Annotated in this window: 12 protein-coding genes; 6 read left to right on the top strand and 6 right to left on the bottom strand. The window is 65.0% G+C overall.

What is annotated here, in order from left to right; genetic code table 11:
• Positions 1-11 precede the first annotated feature (11 nt).
• From lipA to purU, 4 genes are read left to right on the top strand one after another with little or no spacing between them, the layout of a single operon-like run.
• Complete coding sequence (gene lipA / locus ABIB27_RS17225) at positions 12-1,022, top strand: lipoyl synthase (protein ID WP_354254438.1); 1,011 nt, start codon at positions 12-14, stop codon at positions 1,020-1,022.
• A 30-nt stretch (positions 1,023-1,052) separates the two neighbouring features.
• Entirely contained in the window at positions 1,053-1,880 is an 828-nt protein-coding gene (locus ABIB27_RS17220; protein WP_354254435.1) for a methylenetetrahydrofolate reductase, read from the top strand.
• On the top strand, positions 1,870-3,351 hold the full coding sequence (gene cycA / locus ABIB27_RS17215; RefSeq protein WP_354254433.1) for a D-serine/D-alanine/glycine transporter: 1,482 nt from the start codon (positions 1,870-1,872) through the stop codon (positions 3,349-3,351). Before ABIB27_RS17220 ends, cycA begins: the two co-directional genes overlap by 11 nt.
• Entirely contained in the window at positions 3,352-4,206 is an 855-nt protein-coding gene (gene purU, locus ABIB27_RS17210; protein WP_354254430.1) for a formyltetrahydrofolate deformylase, read from the top strand.
• A gap of 110 nt (positions 4,207-4,316) precedes the next feature.
• On the opposite strand, the gene ABIB27_RS17205 is transcribed toward purU, so the two are convergent.
• From ABIB27_RS17205 to ABIB27_RS17185, 5 genes are all read right to left on the bottom strand, one after another.
• Positions 4,317-5,066, bottom strand: a complete 750-nt coding sequence (locus ABIB27_RS17205; protein WP_354217559.1) for a GAF and ANTAR domain-containing protein — start codon at positions 5,064-5,066, stop codon at positions 4,317-4,319.
• 243 nt (positions 5,067-5,309) lie between these two features.
• Positions 5,310-5,690, bottom strand: coding sequence for a VOC family protein (locus ABIB27_RS17200; RefSeq protein ID WP_354217560.1), 381 nt, complete (start codon positions 5,688-5,690; stop codon positions 5,310-5,312).
• 21 nt (positions 5,691-5,711) lie between these two features.
• Positions 5,712-6,446, bottom strand: a complete 735-nt coding sequence (locus ABIB27_RS17195) for a GAF and ANTAR domain-containing protein (RefSeq protein ID WP_354217561.1) — start codon at positions 6,444-6,446, stop codon at positions 5,712-5,714.
• An 87-nt stretch (positions 6,447-6,533) separates the two neighbouring features.
• Positions 6,534-7,214, bottom strand: coding sequence for a potassium channel family protein (locus tag ABIB27_RS17190; protein WP_502909262.1), 681 nt, complete (start codon positions 7,212-7,214; stop codon positions 6,534-6,536).
• A gap of 4 nt (positions 7,215-7,218) precedes the next feature.
• The gene (locus ABIB27_RS17185; RefSeq protein WP_354217621.1) at positions 7,219-8,544 is read right to left on the bottom strand and encodes a TrkH family potassium uptake protein; all 1,326 of its coding nucleotides are present in this window, start codon (positions 8,542-8,544) and stop codon (positions 7,219-7,221) included.
• A 173-nt stretch (positions 8,545-8,717) separates the two neighbouring features.
• Between ABIB27_RS17185 and ABIB27_RS17180 the strand changes: the two genes are divergently transcribed.
• Together ABIB27_RS17180 and ppsA are read left to right on the top strand one after the other, a co-directional pair.
• Positions 8,718-9,536 carry a pyruvate, water dikinase regulatory protein gene (locus ABIB27_RS17180; protein WP_354254428.1) on the top strand — a complete coding sequence of 273 codons (819 nt, stop codon included), beginning with the start codon at positions 8,718-8,720 and terminating at the stop codon, positions 9,534-9,536.
• 151 nt (positions 9,537-9,687) lie between these two features.
• A complete protein-coding gene (gene ppsA, locus ABIB27_RS17175; RefSeq protein ID WP_354254426.1) occupies positions 9,688-12,078 on the top strand; it encodes a phosphoenolpyruvate synthase in 2,391 nt (796 codons plus the stop codon).
• Positions 12,079-12,227: 149 nt separating this feature from the next.
• Here ppsA and ABIB27_RS17170 read toward each other — a convergent pair whose 3' ends face one another.
• Positions 12,228-12,629: a VOC family protein gene (locus tag ABIB27_RS17170; RefSeq protein ID WP_354254424.1), complete on the bottom strand. Its 402-nt coding sequence runs from the start codon at positions 12,627-12,629 to the stop codon at positions 12,228-12,230.
• Between the last annotated feature and the right edge of the window lie 3 nt (positions 12,630-12,632).

Below are 12,632 nucleotides of genomic sequence, written 5' to 3'. Positions count from 1 at the left end.
AAAGAGTACTGATGACATTGGCACCAGAAGGCCGGAAGCTGCTGCGCGTTGAGCAGCGTAACGCGGCTGTACCCGTGGAGCGGAAGCCGGAGTGGATCAAGGCCAAGGTCCAGATGGGTCCTGAGTATGTCCAGCTCAAGAACCTGGTGAAGAAGGAAGGCCTGCACACGGTGTGTGAGGAGGCCGGCTGCCCCAACATTTTCGAGTGCTGGGAAGACAAGGAAGCCACGTTCCTCATTGGCGGTTCCGAGTGCACCCGGCGCTGTGATTTCTGCCAGATCGATACCGGCAAACCCTCCCCGGTGGACATGTTTGAACCCACGAAGGTGGCCCGCTCGGTCCAGGCCATGCAGCTGCGCTACGCCACCGTCACCGGTGTGGCCCGTGACGACCTCGCCGATGAGGGTGTGTGGCTGTACGCCGAGACGGTCCGGAAGATCCACGAGCTGAACCCCGGTACCGGTGTGGAGTTGCTGATCCCGGACTTCTCCGGCAAGCCCGAGCACATTGCGGCGATCTGCGATTCCAAGCCGGAGGTCTTCGCCCACAACGTCGAAACGGTGCCCAGGATCTTCAAGCGGATCCGGCCCGCGTTCCGGTACGACCGGTCCCTGGATGTCATCACGCAGGGCCGGAAGCTGGGCATGGTCACCAAGTCCAACCTGATCCTGGGCATGGGCGAGACCCGCGAGGAAATCTCCGAGGCCCTGCGGGACCTGCACGAGGCCGGCTGTGACCTGATCACCATCACCCAGTACCTGCGCCCGTCCGAACGGCACCTGCCGGTGGACCGCTGGGTCAAGCCCCAGGAGTTCGTGGACCTGCAGAACGAGGCCGACGAGCTCGGCTTCCTCGGTGTCATGAGCGGCCCGCTGGTCCGGTCCTCCTACCGTGCCGGCCGGCTTTGGGCCACCGCGATGCGTAAGAAGGGCTGGGAAATCCCCGCCGAACTCGCCCACATCGAGTCCTCCGGCAGCACCCGCCAGGAAGCCAGCTCACTGCTGGCCGCCCACGCCAGCTGACCCGCGCCGATATCCAGAAACGGACCAAAGATGTTCCCTACGAGAATCGAAATCATCCCGTCAACCGGGATTGCCGAGCAGGTCCAGGCCAATGTCCCGCTGACCACCACGCTGACCATGACATGCCTGCCCCACCACGGCATCGAACGGACCATGCACGCCTCAGTGGAACTGGCCACGCTGGGCTACAACGTCATCCCGCACCTGGCCGCCCGCAGCCTGCAGAGCCGGTCGGAGCTGACCGGCGTCCTGCGGGACTGCGACGTCGCCGGCATCCGCGAGGTGTTTGTGATCGGCGGTGACCGGAAGAATGCGGCCGGCCCGTACGAGTCAGCCCTGCCGCTGCTCGAAGATATCGCCCAGTACACCGGCGGCCTCATGCGAGCAGGCGTGGCCGGCTACCCGGAAGGCCACCCGTCGGTGGCCGCCCTTGACCTGGTGGACGCGCTCGTGGCCAAGCAGCACCTGGCCACCCATGTTGTCACCCAGATGTGTTTTTCCGCCCCGAAAATCCTGGACTTCGCGGCGCTCCTGCGCCGCGAAGGCGTGGACCTGCCCGTCTGGGCTGGCGTGGCGGGGTCCGTCCCGCGGACCAAACTGGTCAACCTGGCCACGCAGATCGGGGTCGGAAGTTCCCTGAAGTTCCTTAGCCGCAAAGGCCCGCTGGCGCGCAAGCTCCTCAGCGGTGACCGCTACTCACCCAACACCCTGGTGGCCGCGCTGGAGTCCCAGCCCGGCATCGCAGGGATCCATCGTTACAGTTTCAACAACCTGGACACGGTCCCCAACGACGTGGCCGCGTCTTCCACCGAAGCACTCCAGCCAGCATTTATTCGAGGAGCAGCACGTGAGCACTAAAACCATCACCACCCCGGGCGCCCCGCCCCACCTGGAGCGGCAGCTCAGCAACAGGCACATCCAGCTGATCGCCATTGGCGGCGCCATCGGCACCGGCCTGTTCATGGGCTCCGGCAAAACCATCTCGGCCGCCGGCCCGTCCGTCATCTTCGTCTACATGATCATAGGCTTCATGCTGTTCTTCGTCATGCGGGCCATGGGCGAACTCCTGCTGTCCAACCTGAACTACAAGTCCTTCAGCGATTTCGCCGCTGACCTGCTGGGCCCCTGGGCTGGCTTCTTCACCGGCTGGACCTACTGGTTCTGCTGGGTGATCACCGGCATCGCGGACGTCATCGCCATCGCCGCCTACTCGGAGGAACTCTGGCCGGGGGTGCCGCTGTGGATCCCGGGCATTGCCACCGTGATCATCCTGCTGGTCCTGAACCTCGCTACGGTGCGGGCATTCGGTGAGACCGAGTTCTGGTTCGCGCTGATCAAGATCATCGCCATTGCGGCCCTGATCATTGTGGGCCTGTTTATGATCTTCAGCGGTTTCCAGTCCGACGCCGGCCCTGCCACCTTCACCAACCTGTGGAGCCACGGCGGCATGTTCCCGAACGAATTCATGGGCTTCGTGGCTGGCTTCCAGATCGCCGTCTTCGCGTTTGTGGGCATCGAACTCGTGGGCACCACAGCAGCCGAGGCCAAGGACCCGGAGAAGAACCTGCCCAAGGCCATCAACTCCATCCCCATCCGCGTCCTGCTCTTCTACGTAGGCGCCCTCATTATCCTCATGTCCGTGACGCCCTGGACCCAGTTCCAGGCCGGCCACAGCCCGTTCATCGCCATGTTCTCCCTGGCCGGCCTCGGCGCCGCGGCCACCATCGTGAACCTGGTGGTGCTCAGCTCGGCCATGTCCTCGGCCAACTCCGGCATTTACTCCACCTCCCGCATGGTCTACGGCCTGGCCCAGGAGGGCGACGCCCCCAACGTGTTCAGCAAGCTGTCCCGCCGCAAGGTCCCGCAGAACGCGCTGTTCCTCTCCTGCGTCCTGCTGCTCTCCGGCGTCATCCTGATGTACGCGGGCAAGGACATCGGCAAGGCCTTCGACATGGTCACCACCGTGTCCGCCGTCTGCTTCGTGTTCGTCTGGTCCATCATCCTGGCCAGCTACCTGAAGTTCCGGTCACGCCGCCCGCACCTGCACGATGCCTCCAAGTACAAGATGCCCGGCGGCGTCCCCATGGTCTGGGTGGTCTTCGCGTTCTTCGCCTTCGTCCTGTGGGCACTGACCACGCAGCCGGACACCCTCGTGGCACTGCTGGTCACGCCCTTCTGGTTCATCATCCTCGGCGTCGCCTGGTTCATCCTGCGCAAGCGACCCACCCACCTGGCCCGCTACGCGGAGTTCCAGACGGACCTGGCCGGCGAGAAGGTCGTGGCCGACGAGAAGGCGCAGGCGGCCGAGAAAGCTGCACGGGGGCGCTAAGTGGAAACCGAACATGTACTGACCGTCAACTGCGCCGAGTCCCCGGGCATCGTGCACGCGATTACCGGGTTCCTGCTGGACCACGACTGCGACATCATCGACACCAAGCACTTCGGTGACCGCCAGGCGCAGCAGTTCTTCATGCGGGTGCACTTCGCCGCCGGGAAGAAGTCCTTCAGCACCGAGGAACTGCGCCGGGACTTCGAGCCGCTGGCCGGGGAGTGGGCCATGAACTGGCAGCTGGAACCGCACGGCCGCAAGCGCCGCGTCCTGGTGATGGTGTCCAGGTTCGGGCACTGCCTCAACGACCTCCTGTTCCGGGCCCGCACAGGTGACCTCCCGGTGGAAATCGTGGCCGTGGTCTCCAACCACACGGACCACGAGGAACTGGTCAAGTGGCACAACATCCCGTTCTTCCACCTGCCGGTCACCAAGGAGACCAAGCCGGCGCAGGAAGCGCGGCTGCTGGAGCTCGTGGATGAGTTCGACGTGGAACTGGTGGTCCTGGCCCGCTACATGCAGGTCCTCAGCGATGAGCTGTCGGCCAAGCTGACCGGAAAAACCATCAACATCCACCACTCGTTCCTGCCCAGTTTCAAGGGGGCCAAGCCCTACCACCAGGCCTACGACCGCGGCGTGAAGACCGTGGGTGCCACCGCGCATTACGTCAACGCCGAACTGGATGAGGGGCCCATCATCGCCCAGCAGGTCATCGAGGTGGACCACACCCACACCGCCGAGGATCTGGTGCGGGTGGGCCGCGACGCGGAGTGCAGGGCGCTCAGCAACGCGGTGCGGTGGCACTGTGAGGGCCGGGTCATGCTCGACGGCGGGCGGACAGTCATTCTGCGCTGACCGTCCTGCGCGTCCCCACCCAACTAGGTCGCAGTACATGCTGTTATGAACGCTAATAACGACATGTGCTGCGACCTACATTTTGGGGGAGTGGGGTGGGGTGCGCAGCTTCAGGCGCGGGGTTTGAAGTGGGTGGCCGGGATTCCGCCGGGCATGTCCAGCAGGAGGCTTTCGGCGACGTCGCGGATCCTGAGGTTTCGTTGCGTCGAAGCCTGCGTCAGCATCTGGAGCGCTTCCTCGTGGGAGCGCCGGTCCCGTCCCATGATGACCCCGCAGGCGATATCGACCGCCGTGCTGCTGGTCATCGCCGCCCGGTTCGCCGCGGACACGGCCAGGTCTGCCCGGTACTTCAGCGCCAGGCGGAGGCTCCTGGCCGCGACGTCGGCGAAGACCAGCACGTTGGCTGCGACGCCGGGAGTGAACACGTTCGCTGTGGCGGAATAGAGCGTCAGCGCGGCGCTGTAACCGCGCTCCAGCCGCAGCGGCATTGCTGCGGCGGAGTGGAAACCGGCCGCTGTGAGGCTGCCTGGGTATTCGGGCCAGCGCGTGTCCGGGCAGTGGCCGTTGAGGACGATGGACAATCGGCCCCGCAGTGCGCGCGCCGTGGGCCCCTGCCCGGTGCGTTGATCCCAGCGGGAAAGCTCGACGCCGGTGCCTTCCGTGTTTGCCACCGTGCACGGTGTGCCCTCCGGCCGCACCAGCGTCACGGTGCCCTCCACCGGCGTCCCGGCAAGATCGCTGACGGCCGCGGCCGCGATCCGGGCAAGGTCCGCAGCCAGGGCGGCTTCCGAGTGCCCGTGGATATCGAGCAGGGCTCCGGAGCCGGAGCCAGGCCAGGTCTTATGTTGTTCAATTAGCACGCGCCAAACCCCCAAAGTCGGTACTCGCCCATCGTAGGCAGGCGCCGCGGGGGAGCGCACGAGTAGCGTGTACTCGCTTTTTTCGCGGGCTCTTCCCAGCCCGCCTTTATACGTTTCGAATAGTTGGTAAGTTTCGTGCGAAACGTTAGATTCCGGCTGAGCTTCAGGCTGCATTCTGGGCGTGGCAAGCTATACGGTTGACTTCACCGGTGGAGCAGCCAAAGGGATCCGTGAGCAGTCCCGCTAAGCGGAAGCGCGCTTGGCGGGGATCTCCTGGATGACCCAGCGGTTGCCGTCCGGGTCGCTGAAGTAGGCGAAGGCGAACCCGCCCATGTCCTGGGCTTCGCTGACGGGCGCGCCGCGGCGGACCAGTTCAGTGCGGGCCTCGGCCATGTCCGGCACCACCAGCTGCAGGCCTTCGAGGCTGCCGGGAACCATGCCGGTCATGCCGGTGCCGATCACAATGGATGCGGCCGAGCCTGGCGGGGTGAGCTGGACAACCCGCATCCCGGGAATGTGTTCCACGTCGTGGTCGAGCGCAAAGCCGAGCTGGTCAGTGTAGAAGGCTTTGGCCCGGTCCACGTCGGAGACGGGCACCTGCACAACCTCGAGTCGGAGTTCCATGTCCGCCACCCTACGGCAAAGCTACTTTTCGAAGTAGGTGGCGGGTTCCTCGCCCGAGATTTTCCGGACGATCTCCTCGGCAACGTCCCGGAGCTTCTGGTTCCGGTGGCTGGAGACGTTGATCAGGATGTCCATGGCTTCGGTCTGGCTGCAGCGGTTTTGGCCCATGACGATGCCGCAGGCCAGATTGATGGCGGTGCGGCTCACCATCGCGGCCGCGAGGTCGTCGGCGGTACCTTCGGCGGTGGCCACCCTGATGGCGAGGCCGACGGCGGCGCGCGCCATCCGCGCGAACCTGGACGCTTCGGCGATGGCGGCTTCGGTGAAGACGCCCGTGGTGGGTGCGAAGAAGTTAAGGGCGGCGGTGGCACCTTCGCTGAGGTCCAGCGGTATGCCGAGGGCGCTCAGGCAGCCCTCTTCGATGAGGCGCGCCTGGTAAGTGGGCCACCGGGGATCCGTGTGGACATCGGCCAGGAGGACGGGTGCGTTGATCTTCAGCGCCTCGATGCAGGGGCCCTCGCCCACTTGCTGTTCGATCCGGTCCAGGTGGATGGCCCTTTCGGTGCTGCCGCCCACCGTGGAGGTCTTCTTGTTGTGTTTGAGGGTGACGCCGCATTCGAGCGCAGTGCCGGTCACACGGCTGATCGAGGACGCGGCGATGATGGAGAGCCCGCCCAGGAAATCGGCCACTGACCGCGTGCCGATGATCAGGTCCTGCAGCTCAAGGAGCATTTCGTGTTCGGGGGAAATGGTCATGCCCAAATCTAGGCCGATCAGGAAGTGCCCACAAGTTGCAAGGGACGTACGACGCCGGTAACCGGTTCGGGTGCCTCAACCCGCCTTTCAGGGGAGGGAACTGAATTTTTCGGCTTGGGTTTTGCTGCCCTGGACGATGATCTGGTCGTCGTCGTAGAGGACGGTCTGCGCCGTGGTGTGGCCCCAGGTGCCGCCCAGGCGTTTGTAGGCAACGATAGTGACCCCGTACCTGTCCCGGAGTCCCAGGACTCCGAGGGGCCGGTCCCTGGCCTCGCTGGGCGGGCTGGTGCGGACCATCACGAAGTCGTCTTCAAACTCGACGTAGTCCAGGATGCCGCCGCGGACCAGGTGCGCCACCCGTCTGCCCATGTCGTGCTCCGGGCGGATGACGTGCTCCACGCCGAGCTGGTCGAGGATTTCCGCGTGGGGTTCGGAAATGGCCTTGGCCCAAATCTGCGGATGGTTAAATTTCAGCAGCCGCGACGTGGTCAGGATGCTGGCCTCGATGTCCGTGCCAATGCCCACAACGGCCCGGTCAAACTCGTGCACGGACAACTGGCGCAGGACTTCCTCCCGGGTCGAGTCGGCGCGGACCACGTGTGTGAGGAGGCCATTGAACGACTGAACGATGTCCTCGTTCGCGTCGATGCCCAGCACTTCGGTGCCCTGGGCTTCCAGTTCCAGGGCGAGTGAGCCGCCGAAGCGGCCCAGCCCGATGACTGCCACGGACCCCGCCTCGGCGAGGCGTCCCGGGGCACGGGAGAACATTTTCCTAGCCAATGAGGGGCCTTTCTTTCGGGTATTCGTAAAGCACGGGTCGTGGGCGGACCGCCAGGGCAACGCCGAGCGTCACCGGGCCCAGCCGTCCAATGAACATCAGCAGGATGAGGACGACCTGCCCTGCCGGGGGCATCGCGGCGGTGATGCCGGTGGAGAGTCCTACGGTGGCGAAAGCCGAGATCACTTCAAACAGAATTTTCTCCTGCCCGAAGTCGGTGATCAGCATCAGGAACATGGTGGCGCCCACCACCAGGGCAAGGGCCAGCAGCACCACTGTGATGGCCTGGCGGTGGACTGCGCGGGAGAGCCGCTTTCCGAAGACGTTCACGGCGGTGTCGCCGCGCAGTTCCGTGGTGAGGATGAACAGCAGGACGGCAAAGGTGGTGATTTTCAGGCCACCGGCTGTGCCGGCGGGCCCGCCGCCGATAAGCATAAGGATGTCCATGCCGAGCCAGGACACGGGGTGCATCTGCCCGATGTCGATGCTGTTGAAACCGGCGGTGCGGGTAACGACGGATTGGAAGAACCCGGCCAGGACGCGTCCCCCGGGCTGAAAGGCGCCCAAGGTAGCCGGGTTGGCCCATTCCACGGCTGTCAGGAACACGGTGCCGGTGGTGAGCAGGACCACGGTGCCGGCCAGGACCAGTTTCGTGTTCATGCTCCAGTGGACCGGGGTGCGGTACCTGCGCCGCAGTTCGAAAAGCACGGGGAAGCCGAGGCCTCCGATGATGACGGCGAACGCGATGGGCAGGCACACCCAGGGGTCTGCGGCGAAGCCCATGAGGTTGTCCGAGTACAACGCGAAACCGGCATTGTTAAAGGAGGACACCGAGTGGAAGATGCCGTGCCACAGCGCCTCAGCCAGGGGATAGCCGTACCCGGCCATGAAGCGGACCGTGAGGATCCCGGCAAGCAGGAGTTCCGTAACCGCGGTAATAATCAGGACGCCCAGCAGCACGTGCCGCACATCGCCAAAGCCGGTGCTTTTGGTTTCCGCCGCTGTGGTCATGCGGGACCGCAGCCCCAGCCGGCGGGCCATCAGCACTCCCAGCAGCGTGCCGAAGGACATCACGCCGAAGCCGCCCACCTGGATGAGCCCGAGGATCACCGCGTGCCCGAAACCGGTCCAGAACACGGGCGTGTCCACGGTGATCAGACCGGTGACGCAGACCGAGGACGTCGCAGTGAACAGGGCTTCCAGGAAGCTGGCGCCGCCAGGGCCCTGTTTGGCAGCCGGCAGCATCAACAACCCCGTACCGACGGCGATCGCGGCCGCGAAGCCCAGGACAATCACCTGGGCCGGGTGTCTGGGGGCCAGCGCTTCAGTGGCTTTGGCTGTCCGGGACAAGGAGGCGCTCAGGGCCGTCCATGTGCGCCCGCTCAGCACAGAGGGACTATTCGCCGCAGAGCGGGCAGGGCATGCATAGCGGTCAGGCTATCAGGGGTGCAGCAAAATACCGGACCGGGCCCGGTCTGGGGCAGAATGCGTTTATGACCAATGACGCTATTCGGCCTGTCTATTTCCTTTCGGACAGCACCGGCATCACCGCGGAAACGCTCGGCAATACCTTGTTGACGCAGTTCCCCGAGAACAACTTTGACCGCATCACGGTGCCTTTCATCACCACCGTCGAACAGGCCATGACCGTGGTGGACAGCATCGACAAACTGGTGGGCACAGGCCTGCGGCCGATCGTGTTTTCCACCGCCGTCAGCAGCGACATCAGACAGGCCATTGCCACCTGCCAGGGGATCATTGTGGATCTCATCGGGACGCATGTGGGTCAGCTGGAGCAGGGCCTCGGTGCCGCGGCCAGTGCTGTGCCGGGCAGGGCCCACGGCCTGGGCAACGCGGAGCGGTACCAGTCCCGGATGGCCGCCGTCGAGTACGCCATGGAACACGACGACGGGCAGAGCCTGCGGGCGCTGGAAAAGGCGCAGGTGATCCTGGTGGCGCCGTCCCGCTGCGGCAAGACACCCACCACTATGTATCTGGCACTCCAGCACGGCATCTTCGCCGCGAACTTCCCGCTGGTGGACGAGGATTTCGAGCGTGAAGGGCTGCCCAAGCCGCTCCGGCCGTTTGTTGAGAAATGTTTTGGGCTGTCCTCCAACCCCCTGCGTCTGAGCCAGATCCGCACCGAACGACGCCGGGGCTCGCCCTATGCGTCGTTGCGGCAGTGTGGCTTCGAGCTGCGCAGCGCCGAGGAGTTGTACGTTTCCCACCGGATTCCGTATTTGAATTCGGCGTCGGTATCCGTGGAGGAAATGGCGGCCACCATTCTCCAGCGCATGAATCTCAAGCATTAGAGAAATTTTTCACAAATCCACTGTGGCGCATATCATGTGGAATGAGCGCACGCAAAATGTCACTGTAGACATGATTCGCGCCCACCTGCCGGCCACAGCCGCGGGCGGGGCGGCGCCCCCGCATGCCACCCTCTGCAAAGGAGCAGTAATTATGACAACAGATATCCTGTGGTTCTCAGAACTTGGGCTCAAAGACCTGGACCGGGTGGGCGGCAAGAACGCCTCCCTCGGGGAAATGGTGCAGAACCTGACCTCCGCCGGCGTCCAGGTCCCGGACGGCTTCGCCACCACTGCCGATGCCTACCGCACCTTCCTGGCGGACTCCGGCCTGGACCAGAGGATCGCTGACCGGCTGGTTGGCCTGGACACCGACGACGTGACCGCCCTCGCCGCTGCCGGCCAGGAAATCCGCACCCTCATGCGCGAGACGCCCTTCCTGCCGGACTTCGAAAAGCAGATCCGGGACGCTTACCAGCAGCTGGTGGAGAAGCACGGCGGCTCCGCGGACCTGTCCTGGGCCGTCCGTTCCAGCGCCACGGCGGAAGACCTCCCGGATGCCTCCTTCGCCGGCCAGCAGGAAACCTTCCTGAACGTCCGGGGCATCGAGAACATCCTGCTCGCCATCCGGGACGTGTTCGCGTCCCTGTACAACGACAGGGCCATCGCCTACCGCGTGCACCACAAGTTCGAGCACGCCGAGGTTGCCCTCTCCGCCGGCATCCAGCGCATGGTGCGTTCCGACGTCGGGGCTTCCGGCGTCATGTTCACCATGGACACGGAGTCCGGGTTCCAGGACGCCGTATTTGTCACGTCCTCCTACGGCCTCGGCGAGGCCGTGGTCCAGGGTGCGGTGAACCCCGACGAGTTCTACGTGTACAAGCCTTCACTTGAGGCCGGCCGTCCCGCCATCCTCAAGCGCGGACTGGGCGAGAAGGCCCTCCAGATGACCTACACGAACAGCCAGGAGATCGGCCGCACCATCGACTTCGTGCCGGTGGAGGCCTCGCTGCGGAACCGCTTCAGCCTCAGCGACGCCGACGTCGAGCAGCTCGCCCGGCACGCGGTCGCCATTGAAAACCACTACGGCCGCCCCATGGACATTGAATGGGGCAAGGACGGGATCGACGGCGGCCTCTACATCCTGCAGGCCCGCCCGGAAACCGTGCAGTCGCGCAAGTCCGCCGGCAACCTGAGCCGTTTCCGCCTCAACGGCGCCAGCCGGGTACTGGCCGAAGGCCGCGCCATCGGCCAGCGTATCGGTGCCGGCAGCGTCCGCATCCTGACTGCGATCGACCAGATGGCTGCCTTCAAGACCGGCGATGTCCTCGTGGCCGATATGACGGACCCGGACTGGGAACCGATCATGAAGCGTGCCTCCGCCATCGTCACCAACCGCGGCGGACGCACGTGCCACGCGGCCATCATCGCGCGCGAACTGGGGATTCCCGCCGTCGTCGGTACCGGGGATGCCACTTTTGTCCTCTCCGACGGCGTGGACGTGACCGTGTCCTGCGCCGACGGCGAGACCGGCACCATCTACGAAGGTCTCCTGGACTTCAGCGTTGATGAAACCGAGATCACCTCGCTGCCCGAGGCCCCGGTCAAGGTCATGATGAACGTGGGGACCCCGGAGCAGGCGTTCACATTCGCGCAGCTGCCCAACCATGGCGTGGGCCTGGCGCGGCTGGAATTCATCATCAACCGCCAGATCGGCATCCACCCCAAGGCGCTCCTGGACCTGGACGCCCAGCCGGCGGATGTGGCCGCGGAAATCCGGGAACGGATTGCCGCGTACAGCAGCCCGCGCGACTTCTACATCAAGCGCCTGGCGGAGGGTGTGTCCACCATCGCGGCGGCGTTCGCGCCGAATCCGGTGATTGTGCGCATGTCCGACTTCAAGTCCAACGAGTACGCCAACCTCATCGGCGGACCGGCCTACGAGCCGCACGAGGAGAACCCGATGCTCGGTTTCCGCGGCGCCTCACGGTACCTGGATCCGTCCTTCCGCGACTGCTTCGACCTCGAGTGCGAGGCACTGTCCTTCGTCCGCAACGAGATGGGCCTGACCAACGTCAAGCTGATGATCCCGTTCGTGCGGACCCTGGACGAGGCCCGCGGCGTTATCGAGCTGCTGGCGGAGAACGGACTGGTCCGGGGCGAGAACGGCCTTGAGGTGATCATGATGTGCGAGATCCCGTCCAACGCGCTGCTGGCGGACGAGTTCCTGGACCACTTCGACGGCTTCTCCATCGGCTCGAACGACATGACCCAGCTGGCCCTGGGCCTGGACCGGGATTCCGCGACTGTCGCGGCCGGGTTCGATGAACGCGATCCTGCCGTCAAGAAGCTCCTGAGCATGGCCATCAAGGCCTGTAAGGCGCGCGGCAAGTACGTGGGCATCTGTGGACAGGGTCCCAGCGACCACGCCGACTTCGCCGAGTGGCTGGTGGGGGAAGGCATCGATTCCGTCTCCCTGAACCCGGACACCGTGGTGGACACCTGGCTCCGGCTCGCCGGCGCCCCGGTGGTTGCGCCTGCCTAAGTCCGGTGATGGAGCCATCCGGTGAGTGAGCTTGTCGAAATCCAGGGATTACGACAAGCTCACTCGTCCTCAGCCCGCCCGGTGGTTGAGCGTAGGCGTCCGGTGGTTGAGCCTGTCAAAAGCTCATAGCCCAACCACCGTTCGCTAGCTCATGCCTGGTTGATGCGGATCATGTTGCCGGAGGGGTCGCGGAAGGCGCAGTCGCGCGGACCCCAGGGCTGGTCGATCGGTTCCTGCAGGACTTCGGCGCCGGACGCGCGGAGCTTTTCGAATGTGGAGTCCAGGTTGTCCGTGGTGAACACGAGCATGGGCATCACGCCCTTGGTGAGCAGCTCCTGGATGGCGTCCCCGTCGGCCTGGGAGCGGCCGGCGTGCGGAGGGGACAGGACCAGCTCGAGGCCGGGCTGCGCGGCGCTGCCCAGGGTGACCCAGCGCTGGCCGTCCGAGCCGACGTCGTTCTTCACTTCGAAGCCAAGGGCGTCGCGGTAGAACGGGAGGGACTCGTCGACATCGTTGACGGTGACGGGTGCGTACTTCAATGAAATGTTCATGCC

This window comes from Arthrobacter sp. UYEF21, assembly GCF_040546085.1.
Classification (GTDB): domain Bacteria; phylum Actinomycetota; class Actinomycetes; order Actinomycetales; family Micrococcaceae; genus Arthrobacter.
This window is presented reverse-complemented; position numbering and strand designations above follow the sequence as displayed.

Coding starts and splice junctions, on each gene's coding strand:
- lipA (WP_354254438.1), top strand. CDS start 12: ATGACATTGGCACCAGAAGGCCGGAAGCTGCTGCGCGTTGAGCAGCGT.
- ABIB27_RS17220 (WP_354254435.1), top strand. CDS start 1,053: ATGTTCCCTACGAGAATCGAAATCATCCCGTCAACCGGGATTGCCGAG.
- ABIB27_RS17200 (WP_354217560.1), bottom strand. CDS start 5,690: ATGGAACTCCGACTCGAGGTTGTGCAGGTGCCCGTCTCCGACGTGGAC.
- ABIB27_RS17195 (WP_354217561.1), bottom strand. CDS start 6,446: ATGACCATTTCCCCCGAACACGAAATGCTCCTTGAGCTGCAGGACCTG.
- ABIB27_RS17190 (WP_502909262.1), bottom strand. CDS start 7,214: ATGTTCTCCCGTGCCCCGGGACGCCTCGCCGAGGCGGGGTCCGTGGCA.
- ABIB27_RS17180 (WP_354254428.1), top strand. CDS start 8,718: ATGACCAATGACGCTATTCGGCCTGTCTATTTCCTTTCGGACAGCACC.
- ppsA (WP_354254426.1), top strand. CDS start 9,688: ATGACAACAGATATCCTGTGGTTCTCAGAACTTGGGCTCAAAGACCTG.
- ABIB27_RS17170 (WP_354254424.1), bottom strand. CDS start 12,629: ATGAACATTTCATTGAAGTACGCACCCGTCACCGTCAACGATGTCGAC.